Raw genomic sequence first — 25,763 nt, 5'->3', positions numbered from 1 at the left:
GTTGAGTGCCAGAGTGTTGCAGAACCGGCAGCTTTCCGCAGCGGATTTGCCCGTCGTTCGCTAAGTCGGAGGAACCGCCGATTGCGTCTACGCTCAGTTACGTGACCACAGATCCTTACGAAAAGGCACAGTCGCAGCCGCAGCGCCCCCGCGCCGCGATTCCTGCACCCTCTGCCACAGGCATCGGTTCGTTGCCGGGCCAGGACATGCGTGAGGCGATTCGCATGGTCATGGGCGAGCTCGGTGAGCGGCCCGGCCTGCCCTTTCTTCCGGAGTTGCCGCAACGCGGCGTCGGCGCTGACATGGTCGGGCGCAGTACCGCACTGTTGGTGGACCTGTACGCAGAGGTGCAGCCCTCTGGTTGGCGCATCGCGGATCGGCCGGGCCGAGACCACGGCAGGGCACGTAGTCACCTCTCCTCCGATCTGGATCTGCTGGAGGAGTACACCCAGGGCTACGTCGGCCCGCTGAAAATCCAGGCAGTCGGCCCGTGGACGCTTGCCGCGGTGGTCGAACTGCCGTACGGCGACAAGCTGCTGGCCGACAGCGGAGCCGTGCGTGACATCGCCGAGTCCCTAGCTGAGGGCCTGCGGTTGCACCTCGCGGACGTCCGAAAGCGGGTGCCCGGCGCGCAGGTGATCTTGCAGCTCGATGAACCGGCGCTCCCGGGCGTGCTGAGGGGCAGCGTGCCGACCGCGAGTGGATTCGGTTCATTGCGTGCGGTTGACGAGAACGTCATGCGCGAACTGTTGCGTACGGTCGTCGAAGGCGTGCGGTTCGGCGATAACGCATCTGGCGCCGCCTCATCAACTGGCGCCGCCTCATCAACCGGCGCTGTCTCATCAACCGGCACGGCATCAGGGACGCCCGTCATCGTGCACTGCTGTGCGCCTGACGTACCGTTCGATACGCTGCGCCGCGCTGGCGTGACTGGCATCTCCTTTGACATGGCGCTGCTTAACGAGCGCCACGACGAGGTGCTCGGCGAGTTGATCGAGTCTCAGGTGCTGCTGTTGGCGGGGATCGTGCCGTCGACGGATCCCGCGAGCGCCGCCCCTGGCGCCATGCCCTCAGTGAAGGGGCTCAAGGACAGAGTTCTCGCCTTGCGCCGCCTTGGATTCCCCGGCCCGCGCATCGCCGGATCGGTGGTCGTCACGCCGTCCTGTGGGCTGGCCGGCGCCTCGCCCGGATGGGCCCGCCGAGCCCTCAAACTGGGTCGGGACACTGCTCGGGCTCTTGAAGAGCTTGACTAGTTTTGTCGGCGGTCACCGGTAGCTTTGAGCTACCGACGAGCACGAGGGGACGATCCGATGGCTGGCGAAAGCGCTGGTGGCCCGGCCGGCACCGACCCGCTGAGCGCGGCGCGCACCCGGCACGCCGACCTGGCGGAGCAGATCGAGGAGCACCGGTTCCGCTACCACGTGTCGGACGCGCCGACGATCTCGGACGGCGAGTACGACGCGCTGATGCGCGAACTCGACGCGCTTGAGAACGAGCACCCCGAACTGCGCACCCCCGACTCGCCGACGCAGAAGGTCGGCGGCGCCGTCTCCACCGAGTTCACCTCGGTGCCGCATATCGAGCGGATGCTCTCGCTGGCCAACGCCTTCGACTTCGCCGAGTTGGAAGCCTGGCACGACCGCGTCGTCAAGGAGGTCGGCATCTCCCCGGCCTACCTGTGCGAACTGAAGGTCGACGGGCTGGCGATCGCCTTGGTGTACGAGCGCGGCCGGCTCGTGCGCGGGGTGACCCGAGGTGACGGGCGTATCGGCGAGGACGTGACGCCCAACGTGCGCACCATCAAGGGCATCCCGCACCGGCTCACCGGAAGTGACGACCATCCGGTGCCCGACCTGGTCGAGGTGCGCGGCGAGGTGTACTTCCCGGCCGCGCTCTTCGACGAGTTCAACGCCGCCATGCAGGAGTCCGAGGGCCGCACCTTCGCCAACCCGCGCAACGCCGCAGCCGGTTCGCTGCGCCAGAAAGACCCGAAGATCACCGCGCAGCGGCCGCTGCGCATGGTGGTGCACGGTATAGGAGCCCGGCGCGGCCTCACCATCGACTCGCAGTCGCACGCGTACGAGCTGCTGCGTGCTTGGGGTCTGCCCACCTCCGACCGGGTCAAGGTGGTCGAGAGCCTCGACGGGGTCAAGGAGTACATCGAGTACTACGGCAAGCACCGGCACGACGTCGAGCACGAGATCGACGGCGTCGTGGTCAAGGTGGACGACCTGGCGTTGCAGGGCCGGCTAGGAGCCACCTCGAAGGACCCGCGCTGGGCGATCGCCTTTAAGTACCCGCCGGAGGAGGTGACCACCAAGCTGCTGGCCATCAAGGTCCAGGTCGGGCGCACGGGCCGGGTCACCCCCTACGCGGTCATGGAACCGGTGAAAGTGGCCGGCTCCACGGTCGGCTTCGCCACCCTGCACAACCAGGAGGTGGTCGAGCGCAAGGGCGTGCTCATCGGCGACACGGTGATCCTGCGCAAGGCCGGCGACGTCATCCCCGAGATCGTCGGCCCGGTGGTGGACCTGCGCGACGGCAGCGAGCGGCCGTTCGAGATGCCGAAGAACTGCCCGGACTGCGGCACGCCGATCGCCGCCCAGAAGGAGGGCGAGATCGACCTGCGCTGCCCGAACGCACGGCACTGCCCCGGGCAGATAAGGGAGCGCGTCGCGTATTTGGCCGGCCGTAGCGCGCTGGACATCGAAGCTCTCGGATATGAGGCTGCTGTCGCGCTCACCCAGCCGGACGATGGCGAGCCGCCGCTGCGTGACGAAGGCGACCTGTTCGACCTGACGGTGGAAAAGCTGGCGGCGCCGCGGATGTTGCAGCAGGCGCGCGGCAAGGACGCGAAGGAGGGCGACCGCGACCTGGTGCCCTACTTCTACACCAAGCCCGCCGCGAAGAAGCCCTCCGTTCCCACCAAGACCACCGAGCAGCTGATCGAGCAGCTGGAGCAGGCCAAGACCCGCGAGCTGTGGCGCTACCTGGTCGCCCTGTCGATCCGTCATGTCGGCCCGAGCGCGGCCCGGGAGATCGCCAGGGAGCTGCGTTCGCTGGAGCGGGTCTCCACAGCCACGGCTGAGGAACTGGCGGCGATCGAGGGCGTCGGGCCGACCATCGCGCAGTCCATCGTCGAGTGGTTCGCCGTGGACTGGCACAGGGAGATCGTCGAGCGCTGGCTGGCCGCCGGGGTGAGGCCCACGGTTCCGGCCGACACCGGGCCCAAGCCGCTGGCCGGCCTGACCATGGTCATCACCGGCACGCTGACCGGCTTCACCCGGGACGGCGCCAAGGAGGCGGCGCAGGCCGCCGGGGCGAAGGTGTCCGGATCCGTCTCGAAGAAGACCTCATATGTGGTGGTCGGGGAGAATCCGGGTTCGAAGCACGATAAAGCGGTCGAACTGGGCGTACCGGTCCTGGATGAGGCAGGCTTTCGCCGACTTCTGGACGAGGGCCCGCCCGTCGCGGCCGTGGACGACGCAGGCCAGAAGGAGTCCGCTGCGGGTGGTTCCCCGTCCGGGGCGGCGTAATCCTGCCAAATCCATTGCGGCTTGTTTGAGTCACGATCTGCCGTGAACCCTCGCGGGAGTACGAGCCTTGCGAATAACCTGGGGCGGTCGGATCCCGGCGCCGTGAACCGGGACCGCGGCCGGGCCGTGCCGTCGGCCGCGCAGCGGCGGCCGGAATGCACGAGAGACCAGGGCGAGGGCGGATGGCGCAGGCGGTGCACCGTACTGACGCTGTCGCGCGCCCTTTTGCGTTTCGCGCCTACTTGCTGCTGACTAACATCGCCGGCGCCTGCGTGATCGGCTACGCGGCGGCCCGGGTGATCCAGGATCTCAACAGCGGGCATCTGCGCGGCTCCGGCGCCGCTTGGCTGCTCGGCCTGCTGGTGGTCGTCGGCGAGCTGCGTCCCGTGCTGGCCCGGCACGAGCACGACGGCTCCTCGACCGCGGTCGCCTTCTCGCTGGCGCTGCTCGCCTTGTGCGGCTGGCACGCCGCCGCCGTCGCGCAGGCCGCGGCCGTGGTCGTGTGCGCCGTGGTGAATCAGCACAGCTGGTGGCGCACCACCTTCAACGTGACCCAGTACGCCGTCTCGCTCGCCCTGGGTGGCGTGGTGTTCGGGCTCTTCTTCCAGCAACCGCTGCAGATCGGCGATTCGCTCGGTTGGCACCGCTCGCTGGCCCTGGTCGTCGCCGGGGCCGTATACGCGACCGCGAACCACCTGTTCGTCTGGGGCGCGCTCAGCCTGTCCAGCGGCGTGCCGCTGATCGATCTGATCCGGCGTGAGGCCCTGCACCAGGTCAAGGCGACCGGCGCGATGGTGGTCCTGGCGCCGCTGGTCGCCTCGGTGGCGTTGAGCGATCCCGGGCTGCTGCCGTTCTTCGTCCCGGTGCTGCTGATCGTGCACGGCAACGCGGATTTCGGCCGGGAGCGGGACTGGGAGTCCAGCCACGACGAGCTGACCGAGCTGCCCAATCGCAAGATGCTGCGCCAGCACGGGGAGCAGGCGCTGGCCGAGGCGGCGCGCACCGGCCGGCACGTGGCGCTGCTACTGCTCGACCTGGACCGGTTCAAGGAAGTCAACGACACCCTCGGCCACCTGACTGGGGACGAGCTGCTGCGCGTGGTGGCGGCCAGGCTCGGCTGCGCGGTCAGCCACGAGAACACCGTCGCGCGGCTGGGCGGCGACGAGTTCGCGGTGCTGCTGCCGAACGTGGAGGACGAGGCCGCGGCCGTCGAAGCGGCGCAGCGCCTCGCCGACATCTTCGAGGACCCGTTCCCCCTGCACGGCATCACCCTCGACCTGGAGGCGTCGGTCGGCGTCGCGCTCTACCCCGACCACGCCGAGGAGTTCGAGCAGTTGCTCCAGCGTGCGGACGTGGCCATGTACCTGGCGAAGAAGTCCCGCTCCGTGGTCGCCTGCTACGAGGCAGGCCGTGACCTGAACACCCCCGACCGCCTCGCCCTGCTCGGCGATCTGCGCCGGGCGCTGGAGGCCGGCGAGGTGCAGCTGCACTACCAGCCGAAGGTGGCCTTCGCGACCGGGCAGGTGGTCGGCTTCGAGGGTCTGGTGCGCTGGCACCACGCGACCCGCGGCGCGGTGAACCCGGAGGAGTTCATCGAGCTGGCCGAGCAGACCGGGCTGATGCCGAAGCTGACCGAGTACGTGGTGGACCAGGCGCTCGCGCAGGTCGCCCGCTGGTGGCGCTCGGGCCTGGCGGTGCCGGTCGCGGTCAACGTCTCGATGCGCGACATCCACTGGCCGGGTTTCGTCCCCGCGATCCAGGCCGGATTGCTCAAGTACGGCGTCCCGCCGACCGCGCTGCAACTGGAGATCACCGAGCGGGTCCTGCTGGAGGACCCGCAGCGCGCGGCCGCCACGCTCGGCGGCCTTGAGGCGTTGGGCGTCCGGCTTTCGCTCGACGACTTCGGCACCGGCTACTCCTCGCTGGTGCTGCTGCGCAAGATCCCGGTCAACGAGATCAAGATCGACAAGTCTTTCGTCGCCCGGCTGGCCCACGACCCGGAGGACGCCGCCATCGTGCGTTCCACCGTGGACCTCGCGCACTCGCTCGGCCTGCACGTCGTCGCCGAGGGCGTTGAGGACGACGTCACCTGGGACCGGCTCGCCGCGCTCGGCTGCGACGCCGCGCAGGGCTGGCTGCTGGCGAAGGCGCTGCCCGCGTCGGAGGCCACGCGCTGGCTCAACGGCCGCTCCGCCGGTCCCGAGCGTGAGTCCTACCTCGTGCGCTGACCCGCACGCGGAGCGTTCGGGTTATCCACAGGTGCGCGAAATCCGACACAGTCCGTCGCCACTCGCCGACTACGATGGAGCGCAGCGTCGTTTCGTGACGACGCAGCAGACTTCAACGCGACCGTATTCGAAGCGACAGCCCGCAAAGGCACAGGAAGGCCCCGGATGCCCTCGATCACTCGCGAGGAGGTGGCACACCTCGCCAAGCTCTCCCGCATGGAACTCAGTGACGCCGAACTCGACCACTTCGCCGGCCAGCTGGACGCGATCGTCGGCGCGGTGGCCCGGGTCGGCGAACTGCCGACCGAAGACGTCCCGCCGACCTCGCACGCGCAGCCGCTGACCAACGTCTTCCGCGCCGACGTCGTGCGGCCGGCCGGCACGCCGATCCTGGACCGCGAAGAGGTGCTGGCCCAGGCCCCCGCCGCCGAGGACGACCGGTTCCGGGTTCCGCGCATCCTCGGGGAGGACTGAGGTGTCCACCTCCGTATCAGGCTCCGACATCACGAGTGGCGACATCACCCGTCGCACCGCGGCCGACCTGGCCGGCGCGATCGCCTCCGGTGAGCTTTCCTCCGTCGAGGTCACCCAGGCGCATCTGGACCGGATCGCCAAGGTCGACGAGAAGGTGCACGCCTTCCTGCACGTGGACGCCGAGGGCGCGCTCGCCGCGGCGGCGGCCGTCGACGCCAAGCGAGCCGCGGGGGAGCGGCTCGGTCCGCTGGCCGGCGTGCCACTGGCCCTCAAGGACGTGTTCACCACCCGCGGCCTGCCGACGACTTGCGGCTCGAAGATCCTCGAAGGCTGGCTGCCGCCGTACGACGCCACCGTCACCCGCAGGCTGCGGGAGGCCGGCGTGGTGATCCTTGGCAAGACCAACATGGACGAGTTCGCGATGGGCTCATCCACCGAGAACTCCGCCTACGGCCCGACCCGCAACCCCTGGGACCTTGAGCGCATCCCCGGCGGCTCCGGCGGCGGCTCGGCCGCCAGCCTGGCTGCCTTCCAGGCCCCGCTGGCGATCGGCACTGACACCGGCGGCTCGATCCGCCAGCCCGGCGCGGTCACCGGCACCGTCGGGGTGAAGCCCACGTACGGCGGCGTCTCGCGCTACGGCCTCGTGGCCTTCTCCTCCAGCCTGGACCAGGGCGGCCCGTGCGCGCGCACCGTGCTCGACGCGGCGCTGCTGCACGAGGCGATCGCCGGATACGACCCGCTCGACTCCACCTCGATCGACGCCCCGGTGCCGCCGGTGGTCGAGGCCGCCCGCCTGGGCGCGAGCGAGGGAGTTCGAGGCCTGCGGATCGGCGTGGTCAAGCAATTCGACGGCGAGGGCTACGCCCCGGGCGTGCGGCAGCGCTTCCACGAGGCGGTGGAACTGCTGGCCGAACTCGGCGCCGAGGTGATCGAGATCGACGCGCCGTCCTTCGACTACGCGCTGCCCGCCTACTACCTGATCGCGCCGAGCGAGTGCTCCTCGAACCTGGCCCGCTTCGACGCGATGCGCTACGGGCTGCGGGTCGGCGACGACGGCAGCCGCAGCGCGGAGGAGGTCACCGCGCTCACCCGCGCGGCCGGTTTCGGCGCCGAGGTCAAGCGACGCATCATGCTGGGCACCTACGCGCTTTCCTCCGGCTACTACGACGCCTACTACGGCCAAGCGCAAAAGGTTCGCACCCTGATCATCCGCGACTTCGAGCGGGCCTTCGAGCGCGTTGACGTGCTGGTCTCGCCGACCACGCCGACCACCGCGTTCAAGATCGGCGAGCGCGCGGATGACCCGATGGCGATGTACCTGGCCGATCTGTGCACCATCCCGACCAACCTGGCGGGCAACGCCGGCATGTCGGTGCCCTGCGGCCTGGCGCCGGAGGACGGACTGCCGGTCGGCTTTCAGATCCTGGCGCCCGCGCTCAAGGACGACCGGCTCTACCGGGTCGGCGCGGCCTTGGAGGCGGCGCTGCTCGACCGGTGGGGGCACCCGATCCTGGAGGAGGTCCCGGCGCTGTGAGCAAGGCTGAGATCAAGACGGCCGCGTCCAAGAAGGCCGGAGCCAAGGCCAAGAAGGACAAGCCGATCGTCAAGGTCCCCACGAGCTCGGTCGGGCGCGCGATGTTCGTCGGCAGTCAGGCGGTGGGCGCGCTCTCCGCCGCCCGCGCGCTGCGCACGGCGCGGGCGAAGGGTGACAAGCTCGCGCTGACCCACGCCCTGCTCAACGCCGCGCTGCTCGTGGTGACCCTGCTGCTGGCCAAGCGCGGCATGCGCGAAGCCAAGCGGGCCGCCGAATCCGCGGCGGCCGAGCCGCTGATGCTCCCCTCCGGCAAGTGAAGGACGAACCCGCGAGATGACCGTGACGACCGAAGAGCTCCTCGGGTTCGACGAGGCCCTGGAGCGGTACGACCCGGTGATGGGCCTTGAGGTCCACGTCGAGCTGGGTACGAGCACGAAGATGTTCTGCTCCTGCCCGACCGAGTTCGGCGCCGAGCCGAACACCCAGGTCTGCCCGACCTGCCTCGGGCTGCCCGGCTCGCTGCCGGTGGTGAACGGCGTGGCGGTGGAGAGCGCGATCCGGATCGGTCTCGCGCTGCACTGCGAGATCGCCGAGTGGTGCCGGTTCGCGCGCAAGAACTACTTCTACCCGGACATGCCGAAGAACTTCCAGACCTCGCAGTACGACGAGCCGATCTCGTACAACGGGTATCTGGATGTCGAGGTGGAGGGGCAGACCTTCCGGATCGGGATCGAGCGCGCGCACATGGAGGAGGACACCGGCAAGTCCACCCACGTGGGCGGCGCGACCGGGCGGATCCATGGCGCCGAGTACTCGCTGGTCGACTACAACCGGGCCGGGATCCCGCTGATCGAGATCGTCACCAAGCCGATTGAGGTGCCCGGGCACCTGGCTCCGGCGGTGGCTCGCGCGTACGTCACCGAACTGCGCGAGTTGATCAGAGCCCTGGGCGTATCCGAAGCGCGGATGGAGCGCGGCCAGATGCGCTGCGACGTCAACCTGTCGCTGCGGCCGAAGGGTGAGACCAAGTTCGGCACCCGCTCGGAGACCAAGAACGTCAACTCTCTGCGATCGGTGGAGCGGGCCACCCGCTTCGAGGTCCAGCGGCACGCGGCGGTGCTCTCCTCCGGCGGCAAGATCGTGCAGGAGACCAGGCACTTCCACGAGAACGACGGCACCACCACCTCGGGCCGGGTGAAGGAGGAGGCGGAGGATTACCGCTACTTCCCCGAGCCCGACCTGGTGCCGGTCGCGCCGTCGCGGGAGTGGGTCGAGCAGCTGCGCGGCACGCTGCCGCAGTCGCCGAGCGTGCGGCGGCGTGGGCTGGTCGAGGCGTGGGGCATCTCAGAGTTCGACATGCAGAGCGTGGTCAACGCGGGTGCGCTGGACTCGATCGTGGCCACGATCGACGCGGGTGCGCCGGCTGACCAGGCCCGCAAGTGGTGGACCGGCGAGCTGGCCCGGGTCGCGAACGAGCGCGGGGTCGAGGTGTCCGAGTTGCCGATCAGTCCGGCGCAGGTGGCTCGGGTGGTCGCGCTGATCGGGGCCGGGGAGCTGACCGACAAGCTGGCGCGGCAGGTGGTCGAGGGAGTGCTGGCCGGTGAGGGCGACCCGGACGCGGTGGTCGCGGCGCGCGGCCTGAAGGTGGTTTCGGACGACTCGGCGCTGCTCGCGGCGATCGACGAGGCGATCGCGGCCAACGCGGCGGTGGCCGAGAAGATCCGCGGCGGGAACCACGCGGCGGTCGGCGTCATCATCGGCTCGGTGATGAAGGCCACCCGCGGCCAGGCCGACGCTGCGCGCGTACGAGAGCTGGTGCTCGGCCGGCTGTCGTAACACGAACAAACGGCTGGGCCCGTACCGCGATCGGTACGGGCCCAGTTCGTGTCTACGGCCGTTCACTGATTACTGCTTACTGCAGCAGCTCCGCCTGGAGGGTCATCACCTGCCGGAACGGCGCGAACGGAAGGCTCGCCGGGCCGGACTGGATGACCACCGCGATGATGTCGCCGCTGAGGAACGACCCATATGTGGTGAGCGTCCCGCCTGCCTTGACCGGGGTGTAGTCCCCGCTGAGCGAGGCAAAGGGGGTGATCTGGTGCGACGCAGTTTCCTGCGGCACGCCGGTGAGCGCCGCGGACAGCGAAATCGTCAGATCCACAGTCGTGTCGTCATTGGCCAGCTTGCTCTGCGCGCCGGCTGCCGCCTTGCCGTCGGCGAATTGGAGCAGGTAGATCGTGGTCGTCGCGCCGTCGCTCGTCTTCCAGCCCTCCGCGGCCGTGTGCCGCAGGCCGAATTCTCCGAAGATCGACTTACCGTCCTGCACGATGAACAGGGGCGACGGGTCGGCGATCCAGCCGTCGACCGTCGACTTCGGGTTCTGCGACGAAGCGCCGAGCGGCCGAGGAAGCAGCAGCTTCCTGATGTCGGCGAGGTGCTGTTCCGCGTCCGCGTTCTCCGACGCGCCCGGTGCGGGTTGTCCGGCGGGGAGCACCGGAAGACTCAGCTGCGGGAAGGTATACCGGCCGTCCGGTGCGGTGCCGAGCCCCGGCATGTCGGTGCGCTGCGGAAGCGTCAGCGCGAACGCGGTTCCGCAACCGAGCGCGAGCGTCACCGCGACTGCGCCGACCCACCGCAGAGCATTTCGACGTCTGCGCTGACGCCGCGCGGCAGCTTCCGCTCGCTGCGCCTGCTCGGCCTCGATGGCGGCGAGTGCGGCAGGGTCGGTGGCGGCCGAAGCCAGACCGAAAGCAGGGACCAGCGAAGGGGTGGGCGCCTCGCTGTCCGGCGCGGATTCCGCCACTGTTTGCTGTGTCTCGGGTGCGGTGGCCTCAGGGGCGGAAAACGTGCCCACCTCGCCGATCTCGGCGGCTTCCATAGTCTCGTCCTGGTCAGTCGGCTCCACCGGCTCGGCCGCTTCGCCGGGCAGTGCTGCATCCGTGGTCATCGCGGCCTCACTCGTCAATGCTCTGAGAGGTTTTGAGGCGGTCGAGCTGCTGAGCCGTCAGCTTCGCGACCGAGTTCTGGTCGAGGGGTGCCGTGCCCTGGGCATCGACGAGTACCTCTACGTCGCCGCTCGACGCTACGCACAGCATCTCGTCGAGCTTGTCGCTGCCGAGGCCAGGCGGAAGCACGCACTTGGCCTGTCCGTATCCCGGCACTGAGGCGCCGGTCCGGAAGACGTTCAGATCCCCGACCAGGGTGTCGAAGTCCTGGGCGGCGGTCTTGGCGTCCTTGACGTCGAACTGGAGCAGCTCGACCGAAACCTCGAGATCCGAGTTCGACGTCGTGGCCGCAAGGGTGCGCACCGCGACGCCCTTGAGGTGCGTGTTGGCCAGCGCGCCTTTCGCGCTCGACATATCGGATTTCGGCACCCCGGCGAGCAGATCCTCCAACTGGGAGGTGATCTGGGACGCCGGAACGAAAGTGTTGTTGCCGTAGTTCGCGTCGTATGGACCCGGTGTGTATCCGTCCGGCATCGGCAGCAAGTACGCGAACAGCGATCCGTAGTGCGAGCCGTCGGACCGCACGCCGCCTGTGACCGGCGCCGGCCTGGCCGCGGCCGCTGCCCTGGCGGCGGCGACCAGCTGGTTGTTGTGGTCCTGGCGGTGTTGCACGATCACGGCGCCGATTCCAGCGCCGACCGCGATCGAGAGCGCGGCTCCGCTCGCGATCAGCACCCTGCTACGGGGGATGGCCCGCTTCGGCGCGGCCGGTGGCGGTGCGGCGGCTTCCGTGAGCACGGGCTGTACCCCGGCGTCGTATTGCGGCTCCATCACAGCCTCGCCATCTGCTGCTTGATCAGATCATCGATGACTGACGGATCCGGCACCCGCGTGGCGGAGGTGACCCAGAAGAAGACCGCCAGGTCGCCGTGCACGGCGACCGCGTGGTCGTCGTTGGCGCCGTCCGAATCGACGTACTCGTATCCGGCTGCGGGGATCCCGTCCGGCATCCTGAGCTTGGTGTAGTTTTTTCCGCTCATATCCGCGATCTGACTATCGGCGTAGACGGTGTCTCCCGGGCGATGCTGAATGATCCGGATCTCCACGTAGAGACCGTCGCTGCGCTTCCAGGACGTGTCGGCGATCCGCACGACGCCGTCGTGCATGTTCGTGCTGAAACAGGAGGCTGCGTTATCGCAGGTCTCGGCCTCGCTCTCCAGGCTCATCCAGGAGTGGTCGAGGAAACCGACACTCGCGCCGGCAGGGGTCGGCAGCAGCAGTTTGGTCAGGTCGCCGTTGACGACAGTCGCGTCGTCCTGGCTCGCGGGCAACGCGGGCGGGCGTGTGCCGGCGTAGATCGCGCCTCGCGGGTAGGCCGGCTGCGCGACCGAGAGCGGCGGTAGGGGAGTGGGCTTTCGCAACGCCTGAATCGTGTAACCGCCCACGGCCCCGCCGACGAGGCCGAGCGCGACCGCTCCGGCGAACAGGCGCCGGGTTTTGATGCTGCGTTTCGGCTTGGGCGGTGCGGGAGGCTCGGGCTCGATCGAAGTAATGGGCTCGACCTCAGTCGCGGCCTCGGCCGCGGTGTCGGGCCCGACCGCAGCCTCAGCCTCGGCCGCGATCGGCGCGGCCGATTCGGCCTCGATCGGGGCGGTGGCCTGCGCCGCGGCGGTCGTGGTAGCGCTCACAGTTTCGTTCTCGGCCGGCATCTCAGTGTTCTCAGCCATGAGCCAGCCTGCCGTGTTCGCCGGTCATCAGGTTCGCGAGGTCGCTGTGCGGCACCGTCTGCGTCCCGAAGATCGTGATCTCGTAGAACGTGTCACCCTCGGCGTACACGCCGATCAGGTCGTCGAGGCCGTCGCTGTTCTTCTCCCGGGCGGTGGCGCCTGACTCGCCGGGGATCGAGAACGTCGTCCAGCCGCTGCTGTTGAGCTGGAACCCCTGCAGCCAGTTGGTCGCGTCGTCGCTCGAACCGAACTGGAGCAGTTCGATCGACACGTTCGCGCCCATCGCGCTGTCCTGGTACGTGCGCCGCGCGCCGCCCTTGAAGCCCATCTGATTGAGGAATGATTTGACGTCGGATGACCCGCCGTACTGCTTGACCACGTCGCTCATGCTCTCCGTGTCGCCGTCCGGGTTGCCCTGGACCGAGCTTGGGCCGTCCGGCGGCGGCAGCAGGAAGTAGCGCAGGTCCCCGGAATGCACGCCGTCCTTCACCGAGCCGACGACCGTCGATTTCGGGCTCGGCGACGGGGACGGCGAGGCAGACGCCGAAGGGGACGCCGCCGTGGCGCTCGCCGACGCCCTGCCTGCCCCGCTCGCCCCGGTCGACGGAGACGAAAGCGCCGCGATGTCGACCGGCGCCGGCGATGCGACGGCCACGACGGCAGCGGCGGTACCGGCCGCGAGCACGAGGTAAGACGCGCCGATCGCCGTGATGATCAGCCCTCGGTTGCGGCGCTTCGCGGGAGCCGGCGCCGCCGGGTAAGCCGCCAGACCGGTATCAGGCCCCTGTTCTTCTGGTGATCGTGCCTCGTCCTCGCCACCCGGACCGTTCTCGTCCGAATGGTCTGGAGGCACGAATGAGTTATCGCCCACCCCGCCCCACCCCTTTACTTTCCTGTGCCGTGAGCTCCCCGCTCGTGAGTGGACTATTCATACACCCGCTTAGCGGACTTCGAGGACTGCATTTCCGCAACGATCGGATCAATGGGGCCGGGATCAGCCGGCGGCGGCCGAGCGGGAGTCCCGGACGAACGCCGTGGCCCATTGGTTGCGCGCGGCCGCCCGTTTTGATGAAAGCCCGGCCGGAAGCCTGAATCGCTACTGAGCGCTTCCGGGAAGTGTCGTACAGTGAAGGATCGTCAGGGCACGAACCAGGCAGTGTCCGAATCAGGCAGTGCCCGAACCAGGCAGTTCCGAACAGGCACCGTACGAATCAGCAGCTGCGGCACGATCAGAACCGGGACGATGGCCGCCATTCGAAACCATCAGGCGGGGAGCGGGCGACCGACCGCCGCTCTCAGCACCGTCGCCGCGCTGGCCTGCGGGTACACAGCCGGCTCGATATTGCACTGGGGCTCTGCGCCGAATCCGGGAGAGGGCCGCGCGCACACGCTCGCCGACCTGATGGGCGACTTCGGCCTCTCCGCCGTCGCCGCGCTCGCCGCCATCTCCTGCGCCTGGCGCGCCATGCTCGCCCGCGGCAGGCTGCGCGTCTCCTGGTTCCTGTTCGCCGCGTCCGCGCTGGTCGCCGGGCTGGGCAACGGGGTGTGGGGCTGGTACGAGATCGTCCTGCAGCACACCCCGCCCTCACCCTCCATCGCGGACTGGATGTTCCTCTTCTTCGCCCCGTTCGCGATGGCGGGCACGCTGGTGCACCAGTACGGTCCAGGCACGCCGATCGCCTGGCTGAAGCTGGTGCTCGACGGCGTGATGATCGCCGGGGCGCTCTTCAGCGGCGGCTGGACGGTCGCGCTCGCGCACGAAGCCGGGACCGACGGCGGCTCGACGCTGGCCGTCGCACTCGCCCTCGCCTATCCGGTCTTCGACATCCTGCTGGTCAGCCTGGTGCTCGCGCTGCGCTTCCGCAACGGCCGGCGGGACGGGGCCTCCATGGCCACCCTCGTCGCCGGGTATTCGCTGATCGTCGTCTCCGACGCGATCTGGACGATTCCGGCCGTGCGCGCCGGGTACAGCTCCGGCGAACTGCTCGACTCCGGCTGGTTCCTCGGCTATCTGCTGCTCGCGGTCGCACCGTGGATGAGCGTATGGACACGCCCCGGTCAGCGTCATCGCGCTCGGCACTGGATGCACGCCTCACTGGTCTCGGGGATGCGGCGCGCGTTGGGCCTGCTCGGCCTGCTCTTCCCCTACCTCGCCGGCCTGATCTGCCTGGCCGGGATCATGGTCGACGGCCTGACCGGCGATCATCGCGTGCACGCGGCGCTGCTCGGTGCCGGAGCGACCGTGCTGATCGCGCTGGTCTCACGCCAGGCCGTGACGCTGCTGGAAAACCACCGGCTCACCAAGCAGCTGAAGGTGCGTGAGGACCACTTCCGCTCGCTCGTGCAGGGCTCCAGCGACGTCATCATGACGGTCGATCCCTCAGGCCGTCTCGGTTACGTCTCCCCGGCGTCACTGCACGTCTTCGGGTACGAACCCGAGATACTCGGCGACACGTCGCTGTACCGCCTCGTGCACCCCGACGATCGGCGCGCCGTCGCGCGGGCCGTGCAGCGCTTCCTGCTCGGCACGGCGGTCTCGGCCGCGGTCGAGTGCCGGATCAGGGCCGCTCAACCGCTCCCGTTCGACGGCGGCAGCGCGCTGTGGCGGCACGCCGAGTGCACGCTCACCAGGCATCGCGGCGGCCTGGTCTTCACCTGCCGGGACGTCAGCGACCGGGTCGCGTTGCAGCAGCAGCTCGCCTACAACGCGTACCACGACTCGCTCACCGGGCTGCCGAATCGCGCGCTGTTCGCGGAACGTCTAGAGCAGGCGCTGTCGCAGCATCCTGCGTTGTCGGCCCCGCCGCCGTACCCAGGTGCGGCCGCGCCTGCGCCGGGCCTGGAGCCAGTGCATCCGGTCGCGGTGCTCTTCCTGGATCTCGACTGGTTCAAGGAGGTCAACGACGCCGGCGGGCACGCCGCCGGGGACGCGCTGCTGACCGAGGTGGCCGCGCGGTTGCGCGGTTCGGTGCGGGCCGGCGACACGGTAGCGCGGTTCGGCGGGGACGAATTCGCCGCGCTGGTGGAGTGCGGCCCGGACGGCCGGGCGGCGCGCGACGTGGCCGGGCGGCTGCACGAGGCACTGACTAGGCCGTATCTGCTGCTCGGCGCTCGGTTCGTGGTCGGCGCGTCGATCGGCGTGGCGTTCTGGCGGCCGGGGGTGACGGCGGCCGAGCTCATGCGCGAGGCGGACCAGGCGATGTACGAGGCGAAAGCGGGCGGGAAGGGCCGTGTGGTGATCTTCCAGCCGACGATCGCCACGAACGCGCTCTCGCACGCGCACGATTCGCTTTCGAGCGGCGCGGGGTTCAATGAGTCGGGGTCCAATGGAGCTGCGTCCAAAGGTGAAGCAGTGTCCAATGGAGCTGTGACCAACGCGGCAATGTCCAACGGAGCAGTGTCCAACGCTGCGGTGTCCCATGGAGTCGCGGGAAAGCACTGAGATCGCCATGTCCGGATTACGAGACAGCCGGCGGCCCGGCTTGACGCGGCCGGTGCGGTCGCGAGAGTGTCTTGCCCATGCGGATTGCCTTCTGCCACCTACGCGAGCTCGTACTCGGCCAGCGCGCCGGCTGAAGCCCTCGGGCTCCACGCCAGCGCGCATCCCTCGGTTGCCCTTACGGGCCGGGGGATTTTTTGTTGGCCTAGAAGATGTGTCCCGGGCGGCGGCCCGGACCGAGCGAGAGAAGTCCAGATCATGACCGAGCAGGCCAGGGCGGCGGCCCCAGGTTCCCAGCACAGCCACGGCTCGCAGCGCGCCGCGACCGCCGGCGTCCCGATGAGTGGCGCGCAGGCTCTCATCCGCGCGCTTGAGGAATCAGGCGTCGACACGATCTTCGGCTACCCCGGCGGGGCCATCCTCCCCGCTTACGACCCGCTGCTCGACTCGGACAAGCTGCGCCACGTCCTGGTCCGGCACGAGCAGGGCGCGGGACACGCCGCCACCGGCTACGCCCAGGCCACCGGCCGAGTGGGCGTGTGCATGGCGACCTCCGGCCCAGGCGCGACCAACCTGGTCACCCCGATCGCCGACGCGCACATGGACTCGGTCCCGATGGTGGCCATCACCGGCCAGGTCGCGGCGGCCTCGATCGGCACCGACGCCTTCCAGGAGGCGGACATCTGCGGGATCACCATGCCGATCACCAAACACAACTTCCTGGTCACCCGGCCGGAGGACATCGCGCGCACGATCGCCGAGGCCTTCCACATCGCCTCCACCGGCCGCCCCGGACCGGTGCTGGTCGACATCGCCAAGGACGCGATGCAGGCCACCACCGCCTTCCGCTGGCCGGTCGAGATGGACCTGCCGGGTTACCGCCCGGTGTCCAAGCCGCACGCCAAGCAGATCCGCGAGGCCGCGCGCATGATCGTCGAGTCGCGCCGGCCGGTGCTGTACGTCGGCGGCGGCGTGCTCAAGGCCCGCGCGACCGCGCAGCTGCGCGCCCTGGCCGAGCTGACCGGCGCCCCGATCGTCACGACGCTGATGGCCCGTGGCGCTTTCCCGGACAGCCACCCGCTGCACTTGGGCATGCCCGGCATGCACGGCACCGTGGCCGCGGTTACCGCACTGCAGAAGTCTGATCTGATCATCGCGCTGGGTGCCCGCTTCGACGACCGGGTCACCGGCAAGCTCTCCTCCTTCGCCCCGGAGGCCAAGGTCGTGCACGCCGACATCGATCCGGCGGAGATCTCCAAGAACCGGATCGCCGACGTGCCCATCGTGGGCGACTGCGCCGAGGTGATAACTGACCTGGCTGTGGCGGTGCGCGCCGAGCACGCCGCCGGCCGGGTCGGCGACTACACCGCCTGGTGGGCGAGTCTGGATGCCTGGCGCACGAAGTACCCGCTCGGCTACGAGACGGTCAAGGGCAGCCTGGCGCCGCAGTTCGTCATCGAGCGGATCGGCAAGATCGCCGGACCCGAGGCGATCTACACCACCGGCGTCGGCCAGCACCAGATGTGGACCGCGCAGTTCATCAACTACGAGAACCCGGGCACCTTCCTGAACTCCGGCGGCGCCGGGACCATGGGTTACGCGCTGCCGGCCGCGATGGGCGCCAAGGTCGGCCGCCCCGACGCCACCGTCTGGGCGATCGACGGCGACGGCTGCTTCCAGATGACCAACCAGGAGCTGGCCACCTGCGTGATCAACGACATCCCGATCAAGGTCGCGATCATCAACAACGGCACGCTGGGCATGGTGCGCCAGTGGCAGACCCTCTTCTACAACCAGCGGTACTCGAACACCACCCTGGCCGCCGGTCCGGGCGTGGACCTCAACGGCGGCGCCGAGCCGCGCCGGGTGCCCGACTTCGTGAAGCTGGCCGAGGCGTACGGCTGCGTCGGCATCCGCTGCGACTCCCCGGACCAGGTGGACGCCACGATCGAGAAGGCGATGTCGATCAACGACGCGCCGGTCGTGGTGGACTTCGTGGTGCATCAGGACGCGATGGTCTGGCCGATGGTCCCGGCCGGGGTGTCCAACGATGAGATCCTGGCGGCGCGCGGAATGCGTCCCGCCTTCGACGGAGCCGACGATGAATAGCCACAGCGGCGACGGTGAGGAATAGGAGCCATGACCACCCAGAGTCACGCGTCGCACGGCGCGCAAAGCCACGGCCAGACCCACACCCTCTCGGTGCTGGTCGAGAACAAGCCGGGTGTCCTCGCCCGAGTGGCGGCGCTGTTCTCCCGTCGCGGCTTCAATATCGAGTCCCTGGCCGTCGGGCCGACCGAGTACGCCGAGATCTCCCGGATCACCCTCGTGGTCAACGTGGAGGACCATCCGCTCGAGCAGGTGACCAAGCAGCTCAACAAGCTGGTCAACGTGCTCAAGATCGTGGAGCTCGAGCAGGCCGCCTCGGTGCACCGGGAGCTGATCCTGGTCAAGGTCCGCGCCGACGCCGCCGAACGGCACCAGGTGCTGGCCACGATCGAGCCGTTCGGCGCCCGGGTCGTGGACGTCTCGGTGGACTCCCTGGTGGTCGAGAGCACCGGCGACTCCGCCAAACTTGAGGCGATGCTCCGGGTCCTGGAGCCGTTCGGGATCAAGGAGCTGGTCCAGTCGGGCATGGTCGCCATCGGCCGCGGCCCGCGTTCCATCACCGACCGCACCCTGCGCTCCGTCGAGCGCGCAGCTTAGGCACATAGCCAGGCACCGGCCCTGACCGCCGGCGCCGCCAGAGAGAAAGACGCGGAAAGTCACCATGGCAGTTGAGATGTTCTACGAGGACGACGCCGACCTCTCGGTGATCCAGAACCGGCACGTCGCCGTCCTCGGCTACGGCTCGCAGGGCCACGCGCACGCGCTCTCGCTGCGCGACTCCGGGGTGGACGTGCGGGTCGGCCTGCCGGAGACCTCGAAGTCGCGGGCCAAGGCGCAGGAGGAGGGGCTGCGCGTGGTCACTCCGTTCGAGGCCTGCGAAGAGGCCGACGTGATCATGATCCTGGTGCCGGACCCGGTGCAGCGCAAGGTGTACGAGGAGGCGGTGCTGCCCAACCTGGCCGACGGCGACACGATCCTCTTCGGGCACGGCCTCAACATCCGCTACGGCCTGATCAAGCCGCCGGCGAACGTGGACGTGGCGATGATCGCGCCCAAGGGCCCCGGTCACCTGGTGCGCCGTCAGTTCAACGACGGCTTCGGCGTTCCCTGCCTGGTCGCGGTCGAGCAGGACGCTTCCGGCAAGGCACTTGAGCTGGCGCTGTCCTACGCGAAGGGCATCGGCGGCACCCGCGCCGGCGTCATCAAGACCACCTTCAAGGACGAGACCGAAACCGACCTGTTCGGCGAGCAGGTCGTGCTGTGCGGCGGCGTCGAGGAGCTGATCAAAGCCGGCTTCGAGACGCTGACCGAGGCGGGCTACGAGCCGGAGATCGCCTACTTCGAGTGCCTGCACGAGCTCAAGCTCATCGTGGACCTGATCTACGAGGGCGGCCTGACCAAGATGAACTGGTCGGTCTCGGAGACGGCGGAGTGGGGCGGCTACAAGACCGGCCCGCGCATCATCACCGACGCGACTCGCGCCGAGATGCGCAAGGTGCTCGCCGAGATCCAGTCGGGGCAGTTCACCGAGCAGTGGATCGCCGAGTACGACGGCGGCCTCAAGGAGTACCAGAAGTACTACGACGCCACCACGAACCACCCGGTCGAGCAGGTCGGCAAGCGGCTGCGCAAGCTGATGTCCTGGGTGGACACCGAGGCCTGATCGGCGTTCGGCGCTCACCTGCCAGGCGGTGAGCCTGGTCGTCTTACGCTCCTTCGCCCCATCCTCCGTGCAGGCAACTGACGGTCGGTGGGGCGCAGGAGCGTTGGCGTCCTGGTGGCGGCCGAGCCGTAGTCGCATCAGTATCGTGCGTGATCTTCCGCATCTTGAGACGGTTGGTATGTCCCCGTTTCGGGGCCTCGATTCTGGCCGCTGAATCTGTACCATGGCCCGTGAGCGGCTGTACGACACCTGGCGTTAACACAGACGTCCCTCGTTAACGCAATCGTGCACTGCCGCGGCATCCTGCCAGGACCACAGCGTGGTGGACCCGGGCGCAATTCCGTTACTCGCTTACTTGCTGACGGACGACCGGAGGAATCCCCCCGTGCCCAAACCCGTGGTTCTCATCGCCGAAGAGCTCAGCCCCGCGACCGTCGAAGCGCTCGGCCCCGACTTCGAGGTCCGGTACTGCGACGGAGCCGACCGCGCCCAGCTGCTGTCCGCCATCGTCGATGTCGACGCCATCCTGGTGCGCTCCGCGACCCAGGTGGACGCCGAGGCCGTCGCCGCCGCCACCAAGCTGCGCGTTATCGCGCGCGCCGGTGTCGGCTTGGACAATGTGGACATCCAGGCGGCGACCAAGGCGGGCGCCATGGTCGTCAACGCCCCCACCTCCAACATCACCTCGGCCGCCGAGCTGACCGTCGCCCTGATCCTGGCCAGCGCGCGCAACGTCGCGAGCGCGAACGCCGCACTCAAGGGCGGCAAGTGGGCCCGCTCGAAGTACACCGGCATCGAGCTGGACGGCAAGACCGTCGGCATCGTCGGCCTCGGCCGCATCGGCGCGCTGGTGGCCGCGCGGCTGATCCCGTTCGGGGTGAAGCTGCTGGCCTACGACCCGTACGTGCAGGCCGGAAAGGCCGCGCAGATCGGTGCGCAGCTGGTCACCTTGGATGAGCTGCTGGCCGCCTCCGACTTCATCACCGTGCACATGCCGAAGACCCCTGAGACGATCGGCCTGATCGGCGAGGAGTCGCTGCGCAAGGTCAAGCCGACCGCCCGGATCATCAACGTGGCCCGAGGCGGCCTCGTCGACGAGACCGCGCTGGCCGCGGCGATCAAGGAAGGCCGGGTCGCCGGCGCCGGCATCGACGTCTACGCCAAGGAGCCGTGCACCGACTCCCCGCTGTTCGAGCTCGACTCGGTCGTGGTGACCCCGCACCTGGGCGCCTCCACCGACGAGGCGCAGGAGAAGGCCGGCATCGCCGTAGCCCGCTCGGTGCGCCAGGCGCTGGCCGGCGAGCTGGTCCCGGACGCGGTCAACGTGCAGGGCGGCACCATCGCCGAGGACGTGCGTCCCGGTCTGCCGCTGGCTGAGAACCTCGGCCGGCTGTTCACCGGGCTGGCCGGCGGCGGCGCGCAGCAGCTCGATGTGATCGTGGCCGGCGAGATCACCCAGCACGACGTGAAGGTGCTGGAACTCTCCGCGCTCAAGGGCGTCTTCGCGGACGTCGTCGAGGGCTCGGTCTCCTACGTCAACGCCCCGCTGCTGGCTCAGGAGCGCGGCCTCGAGGTGCGGCTGACCACCACCTCCGAGTCCCCGGACTACCGCAACGTGGTCACCGTGCGCGGCACGCTGGCCAGCGGTGAGGTGGTCTCGGTCTCCGGCACGCTGTCCGGTCCGAAGCACGTCGAGAAGATCGTCGACGTCAACGGCTTCACGGTCGACCTGCCGCTACACGAGCACTTCGCTTTCTTCCAGTACGTGGACCGGCCCGGCGTGGTCGGCCTCGTCGGCGGGCTGCTCGGCGAGTCCCACATCAACATCGCCGGAATGCAGGTCTCCCGCTCCGCGAAGGGCGGCGAGACGCTGATCGCGCTCACCGTGGACTCCGCGATCCCGGCTGAGGTGCTGGCCGAGATCTCCGACGCCATCGGCGCCACCTGGGGCCGGGGAGTCTCGCTCCCGTAGCGAGCCGACCTAGTCGATCGCGCCGCAGCCCCCGCCCGAACCGGCGGGGGCTGCGGCTTTTCCATGGCGCGTTTCCCTGGCACGGCATAAGCGGGACGCAAGCAGATCAGCGCAGAGTAGGCGGCAGCGCACGGTACGTTTCCATCTCAGATAGTAGGACGTCCGAGCATTACGCGAGACAAGCGCGGCTCGAGTCGGTACCGTGAATTGCTAGGACTTCCGAGTATCGGCCGCCTCACCCCGGCGCCGCACCGGGTCCGGCCAGGATCGCGTCTTCGGCCACAAGCCAGGCGTGTCCGTACCCACCGACGGCAGGAAAGCATCCGCCGGCAGCATTCAACTCCGGCCAGGGACGGAACACGATGTACGAGCACGAGGACGGTTATCGCACTCGCGCCTCGCAGCGTCCGCAAACGCAGGACACGCCTGCGGACGAGAGCGACGCACGGGAGCAGGCACGGCGAGCGTTGCAGGACGCTTATGACTGGCGGGACGACGAATCCAACGCGTCGGCGACCGCCACTTCGAGCGCTGCGACGGCCGCCCCGACGACGACGGCCGCACGCGCCGCCGCCCGCCGCAATCGGCGCGAGGTAACCAGGTCCATATCGCGGACAGTCGGTGTTTGAGCCGCGAGACGCGCGTTAGGCTCGGCGCATGGTCTCCAGCACAGCGTCGTCTGAGAACAGCGGATCTTCAGCGAACACAGTGTCTTCTGAGGACACCGCCGCCCGCTCCGCGATCGACCTCGCCGTCATCGGCGGCGACGGTATCGGCCCCGAAGTCACCGCCGAGGCGCTGAAGGTCCTGCGGGCCGCGTTGCCCGGCTCGGTCAAGCTCGAAACCACCGAGTACGACCTGGGCGCGAAGCACTGGCACGCCACCGGCGAGACCCTGACCGACGCGACCCTTGAGCGGCTGCGCGGACACGACGCGATCCTGCTCGGCGCGGTCGGCGACCCGACCGTCCCGTCCGGAGTGCTTGAGCGCGGGCTGCTGCTGCGGCTGCGCTTCGCCTTCGACCACTACGTGAACCTGCGGCCGTCCAAGTTGCTGCCGGGCGTGACCGGCCCGCTGCGCAGCCAGGCGCCTATCGACTTTGTGGTCGTGCGCGAGGGCACCGAGGGCCCGTATACCGGAAACGGCGGCGCGCTGCGCACCGGCACCCCGCAGGAGGTGGCCACCGAGGTCTCGGTGAACACCGCCTTCGGTATCGAGCGCGTGGTGCGCGACGCCTTCGCCCGCGCCGCGGCCAGGCCCCGCCAGAAGCTCACCCTGGTGCACAAGAACAACGTGCTGGTGTACGCCGGCCACCTGTGGAAGCGGGTCTTCGACGCGGTCGCGGCCGAATACCCGCAGATCGCGACGGACTACCTGCACGTGGACGCGGCGACCATCTTCCTGACCACCGCGCCCGAGCGCTTCGACGTGATCGTCACCGACAACCTGTTCGGCGACATCATCACGGACCTGGCCGCGGCCGTCACCGGCGGCATCGGCCTGGCCGCCTCCGGGAACATCAACCCGGACGGGGCCTTCCCCTCGATGTTCGAGCCGGTCCACGGCTCCGCGCCGGACATCGCCGGCACCGGAAAGGCCGACCCCACGGCCGCGATCCTCTCCGGCGCCCTGCTGCTGCGCCACCTGGCCGCGCACGGCTTCGGCCCCGCGCTGCAGGACGCGGCCGCCGCGATCGAGACGGCCGCGGAGGCCGACCTCGCGCAGCGCGCCGAGTTGGGCGCGCGCAGCACCGCGCAGATCGGCGACGCGATCGCCACACGAGTAGCCGCTGTGTCAAATAACGCAGCTGACGTAGCGAACGTAGGCAGGTGAGACGGTAGTCGTATTGGGTTACCGTCTCACTAGGCGAGAAAAGTCAGTGTGACGGCCCAGCGGCTTTCCCTTGGGCAGCCCGTCCCTTGGGCAGTGCCTCCCTCGCGGGGGCCGTCACGGTCAGCACCGACCGCACCGGCCCCCAGAAGAGGAAGACCAGCGATGACGACCACCATCGAGCTCAAGCCGACCAGCGAGCCGCTCGCCGACGCCCAGCGCGCCGCGATCCTTGACGGTGATCCCGGCTTCGGCCGCTACTTCACCGACCATATGATCACGGTCAAGTACACCGCCGGCCACGGCTGGCATGACGCGCAGTTGCGCCCATATGGTCCGATCGAACTCGATCCGGCGACCGCCGCGCTGCACTACGGCCAGGAGATCTTCGAGGGCCTGAAGGCATACCGCCAGCAGGACGGCACGATCGCCTCCTTCCGTCCGCAGTCCAACGCCGCCCGGCTCAACCGCTCGGCCCGGCGCATGGGCATGCCGGAGCTTCCGGAGGAGTTGTTCATCGGCGCGATCGACGCGCTGGTCAAGCAGGATGCCGCGTGGGTGCCCGACAACCCGGAGAAGTCGCTGTACCTGCGCCCGTTCATGTTCGCGACCGAGACGGGGCTCGGGGTGAATCGACCGGCCGGCGAGTACCTGTTCATGCTTATCGCCTCACCCTCTGGGGCCTACTTCAGCGGCGGAGTCAAGCCGGTGAAGGTCTGGCTATGCGAGGACTACGTGCGCGCCGCGCCCGGCGGCACCGGCGAGGCGAAGTGCGCAGGCAACTACGCGGCCTCGTTCATGGCGCAGGCCCAGGCCGTGGAAGAGGGCTGCGACCAGGTGTGCTGGCTGGACGCGATCGAGCGGACGTACGTCGAGGAGATGGGTTCGAACAACCTGTTCTTCGTGTACGGCTCCGGCGACGACGCACGCCTGTTCACTCCCGAACTGTCCGGCTCGCTGCTGCCCGGCATCACCCGCGACTCGCTGCTCCAGGCCGCTGCCGACCTCGGCATTCCCGCCGAGCAGGGGCGCATCTCGGTCGAGCAGTGGCGCGCTGACGTGGCGTCGGGCGCCATGACCGAGGTGTTCGGCTGCGGTACGGCGGCAGTCGTCACGCCGATCGGCAGCGTCAAGTCGAAGTCCGATGCGTTCACGATCGCGGACGGCAAGCCGGGCGCGATCACGCTGCGCCTGCGGGAGCACCTGCTCGGCATTCAGCGCGGCGTCGTCGAGGACAAGCACGGTTGGCTGTACCGCATCGCGGCCTGACATCAGCGTCGCAGTCTGAAGCAGCGCCAATCAAAAAACAGTTGCGTGCGCACGTCCACCGTGCCATGTTCCGCGCATGACAGCGGACGTGGAGCTCGCGGAGCAGTCGAGCGCCGGCCCGAAGTCCCTGTGGCGACACAGGGACTTCCTGCTTCTCTGGAGCGGCCAGACGGTCAGCGAGACGGGCTCCTCGGTCTCCCAGCTGGCGCTGCCGCTGCTCGCGGTGACGGTCATCAAGGCGACCACCTTCGAAGTCTCCGTCCTCACCTTCCTCAGCTCGCTCGCCTTCCTGCTGATCGCGCTGCCCGCCGGCGTCGTCGTCGACCGGGTACGCAAGCGCCGGCTCATGCTTGGCTGCGATTTCGCCCGCATGCTGCTGCTGGGTTCGATTCCGCTCGCGGCGGTCTTCTGGCACGTGACGCTTTGGCAGCTGTACGTCGTCGCCGGAGCCGTCGGCGTCCTGACTGTGTTCTTCGATGTGGCCTATCAGAGCTATCTCCCGGTACTGATCGACAAGGACCAACTCGTCGACGGCAACGGGAAACTCGGCACCACGCAGTCGGTCGCGCAGTTCGTCGGGCCCTCGCTGGCCGGCGCGCTGGTCGGTTTCGTCGGCGCGGCCAAGACGGTCGCCGCGGATGCGATCTCCTATGCGGTGAGCACCGTCTCGCTCGTGCTCATCCGCAAGCCGGAGCCGCGCGCCGAGGACGAGCCGCACGCCGACCGGGTCACCTTCCGCGCCGCCATGGCCGAAGGGCTCCACTTCGTCGTCAAGCACCCGATCCTGCGCAAGATCGTCGCCTGCACCGGATCGAGCAATTTCTTCTCCTCGGCGACGGGTGCGGTCGAGATCGTCTTCCTGGTGCGCACGCTGCACGCCACCCCGACCGAGGTCGGCCTCGTCTTCACCCTCGGCTCGGTGGGCGGCCTGCTCGGCGGGGTGCTGGCCGGACGGCTGGCCACGTGGGTCGGCTCGGCTCGCATCATCTGGCTCTCCCAGATGCTGGCCGGTCCGTTCGGGCTGATGATCGCGG

General features: G+C 69.1%; 20 protein-coding genes. 16 read left to right on the top strand and 4 right to left on the bottom strand.

From position 1 onward, the window contains the following. The first annotated feature begins 206 nt into the window (after positions 1-206). The 7 genes from VN779_RS08385 (at position 207) to gatB (ending at position 9,611) form a co-directional block, all read left to right on the top strand. Positions 207-1,253, top strand: coding sequence for a methionine synthase (locus tag VN779_RS08385; RefSeq protein WP_349260708.1), 1,047 nt, complete (start codon positions 207-209; stop codon positions 1,251-1,253). A gap of 57 nt (positions 1,254-1,310) precedes the next feature. Then, the gene (gene ligA, locus VN779_RS08380) at positions 1,311-3,536 is read left to right on the top strand and encodes an NAD-dependent DNA ligase LigA (protein WP_325721854.1); all 2,226 of its coding nucleotides are present in this window, start codon (positions 1,311-1,313) and stop codon (positions 3,534-3,536) included. 182 nt (positions 3,537-3,718) lie between these two features. Next, entirely contained in the window at positions 3,719-5,764 is a 2,046-nt protein-coding gene (locus VN779_RS08375) for a bifunctional diguanylate cyclase/phosphodiesterase (protein WP_325721852.1), read from the top strand. Between the two features lie 165 nt (positions 5,765-5,929). Continuing rightward, positions 5,930-6,238: an Asp-tRNA(Asn)/Glu-tRNA(Gln) amidotransferase subunit GatC gene (gene gatC / locus VN779_RS08370; protein WP_324839515.1), complete on the top strand. Its 309-nt coding sequence runs from the start codon at positions 5,930-5,932 to the stop codon at positions 6,236-6,238. A gap of 28 nt (positions 6,239-6,266) precedes the next feature. Then, complete coding sequence (gene gatA, locus VN779_RS08365; RefSeq protein ID WP_349260707.1) at positions 6,267-7,775, top strand: Asp-tRNA(Asn)/Glu-tRNA(Gln) amidotransferase subunit GatA; 1,509 nt, start codon at positions 6,267-6,269, stop codon at positions 7,773-7,775. Further along, the gene (locus VN779_RS08360) at positions 7,772-8,092 is read left to right on the top strand and encodes a hypothetical protein (RefSeq protein ID WP_325721847.1); all 321 of its coding nucleotides are present in this window, start codon (positions 7,772-7,774) and stop codon (positions 8,090-8,092) included. The genes gatA and VN779_RS08360 overlap by 4 nt, the downstream gene beginning before the upstream one ends. A gap of 16 nt (positions 8,093-8,108) precedes the next feature. Beyond that, on the top strand, positions 8,109-9,611 hold the full coding sequence (gene gatB / locus VN779_RS08355) for an Asp-tRNA(Asn)/Glu-tRNA(Gln) amidotransferase subunit GatB (RefSeq protein ID WP_325721845.1): 1,503 nt from the start codon (positions 8,109-8,111) through the stop codon (positions 9,609-9,611). Positions 9,612-9,687: 76 nt separating this feature from the next. Here the strand turns inward: gatB and VN779_RS08350 are convergent, their stop codons facing one another. From VN779_RS08350 to VN779_RS08335, 4 genes are read right to left on the bottom strand one after another with little or no spacing between them, the layout of a single operon-like run. Further along, positions 9,688-10,722 (bottom strand): hypothetical protein, encoded by a 1,035-nt coding sequence (locus VN779_RS08350; RefSeq protein WP_325721843.1) that lies wholly within the window; start codon positions 10,720-10,722, stop codon positions 9,688-9,690. 7 nt (positions 10,723-10,729) lie between these two features. Next, the gene (locus VN779_RS08345; RefSeq protein ID WP_325721840.1) at positions 10,730-11,551 is read right to left on the bottom strand and encodes a hypothetical protein; all 822 of its coding nucleotides are present in this window, start codon (positions 11,549-11,551) and stop codon (positions 10,730-10,732) included. Next, a complete protein-coding gene (locus VN779_RS08340) occupies positions 11,551-12,447 on the bottom strand; it encodes a hypothetical protein (RefSeq protein ID WP_325721838.1) in 897 nt (298 codons plus the stop codon). Before VN779_RS08340 ends, VN779_RS08345 begins: the two co-directional genes overlap by 1 nt. Beyond that, positions 12,440-13,300: a hypothetical protein gene (locus VN779_RS08335; RefSeq protein WP_325721837.1), complete on the bottom strand. Its 861-nt coding sequence runs from the start codon at positions 13,298-13,300 to the stop codon at positions 12,440-12,442. The genes VN779_RS08340 and VN779_RS08335 overlap by 8 nt, the downstream gene beginning before the upstream one ends. A gap of 390 nt (positions 13,301-13,690) precedes the next feature. Between VN779_RS08335 and VN779_RS08330 the strand changes: the two genes are divergently transcribed. The 9 genes from VN779_RS08330 to VN779_RS08290 form a co-directional block, all read left to right on the top strand. Then, a complete protein-coding gene (locus VN779_RS08330) occupies positions 13,691-15,889 on the top strand; it encodes a sensor domain-containing diguanylate cyclase (RefSeq protein ID WP_325721836.1) in 2,199 nt (732 codons plus the stop codon). Between the two features lie 255 nt (positions 15,890-16,144). Then, positions 16,145-17,995, top strand: a complete 1,851-nt coding sequence (locus VN779_RS08325; RefSeq protein ID WP_325721834.1) for an acetolactate synthase large subunit — start codon at positions 16,145-16,147, stop codon at positions 17,993-17,995. A gap of 30 nt (positions 17,996-18,025) precedes the next feature. Then, positions 18,026-18,592: an acetolactate synthase small subunit gene (gene ilvN, locus VN779_RS08320; RefSeq protein WP_325721832.1), complete on the top strand. Its 567-nt coding sequence runs from the start codon at positions 18,026-18,028 to the stop codon at positions 18,590-18,592. A gap of 64 nt (positions 18,593-18,656) precedes the next feature. Then, positions 18,657-19,658, top strand: coding sequence for a ketol-acid reductoisomerase (gene ilvC / locus VN779_RS08315; protein ID WP_325721830.1), 1,002 nt, complete (start codon positions 18,657-18,659; stop codon positions 19,656-19,658). Positions 19,659-20,043: 385 nt separating this feature from the next. After that, positions 20,044-21,630 carry a phosphoglycerate dehydrogenase gene (gene serA / locus VN779_RS08310; RefSeq protein WP_325721828.1) on the top strand — a complete coding sequence of 529 codons (1,587 nt, stop codon included), beginning with the start codon at positions 20,044-20,046 and terminating at the stop codon, positions 21,628-21,630. A gap of 362 nt (positions 21,631-21,992) precedes the next feature. Next, positions 21,993-22,259, top strand: coding sequence for a hypothetical protein (locus tag VN779_RS08305; RefSeq protein WP_325721826.1), 267 nt, complete (start codon positions 21,993-21,995; stop codon positions 22,257-22,259). A gap of 28 nt (positions 22,260-22,287) precedes the next feature. After that, positions 22,288-23,463 carry a 3-isopropylmalate dehydrogenase gene (locus VN779_RS08300; protein ID WP_325721824.1) on the top strand — a complete coding sequence of 392 codons (1,176 nt, stop codon included), beginning with the start codon at positions 22,288-22,290 and terminating at the stop codon, positions 23,461-23,463. Positions 23,464-23,625: 162 nt separating this feature from the next. Next, positions 23,626-24,729: a branched-chain amino acid aminotransferase gene (locus VN779_RS08295; RefSeq protein ID WP_325721823.1), complete on the top strand. Its 1,104-nt coding sequence runs from the start codon at positions 23,626-23,628 to the stop codon at positions 24,727-24,729. 76 nt (positions 24,730-24,805) lie between these two features. Continuing rightward, a partial coding sequence (locus tag VN779_RS08290) for an MFS transporter (protein WP_325721821.1) occupies positions 24,806-25,763 on the top strand: 958 nt, incomplete at its 3' end.

Origin of the sequence: Actinocrinis sp. (assembly GCF_035605935.1) — a bacterium.
Lineage (GTDB): Bacteria > Actinomycetota > Actinomycetes > Streptomycetales > Catenulisporaceae > Actinocrinis.
The sequence above is the reverse complement of the archived record's forward strand: the minus strand, read 5'-3'. Positions and strand labels throughout refer to the sequence as shown.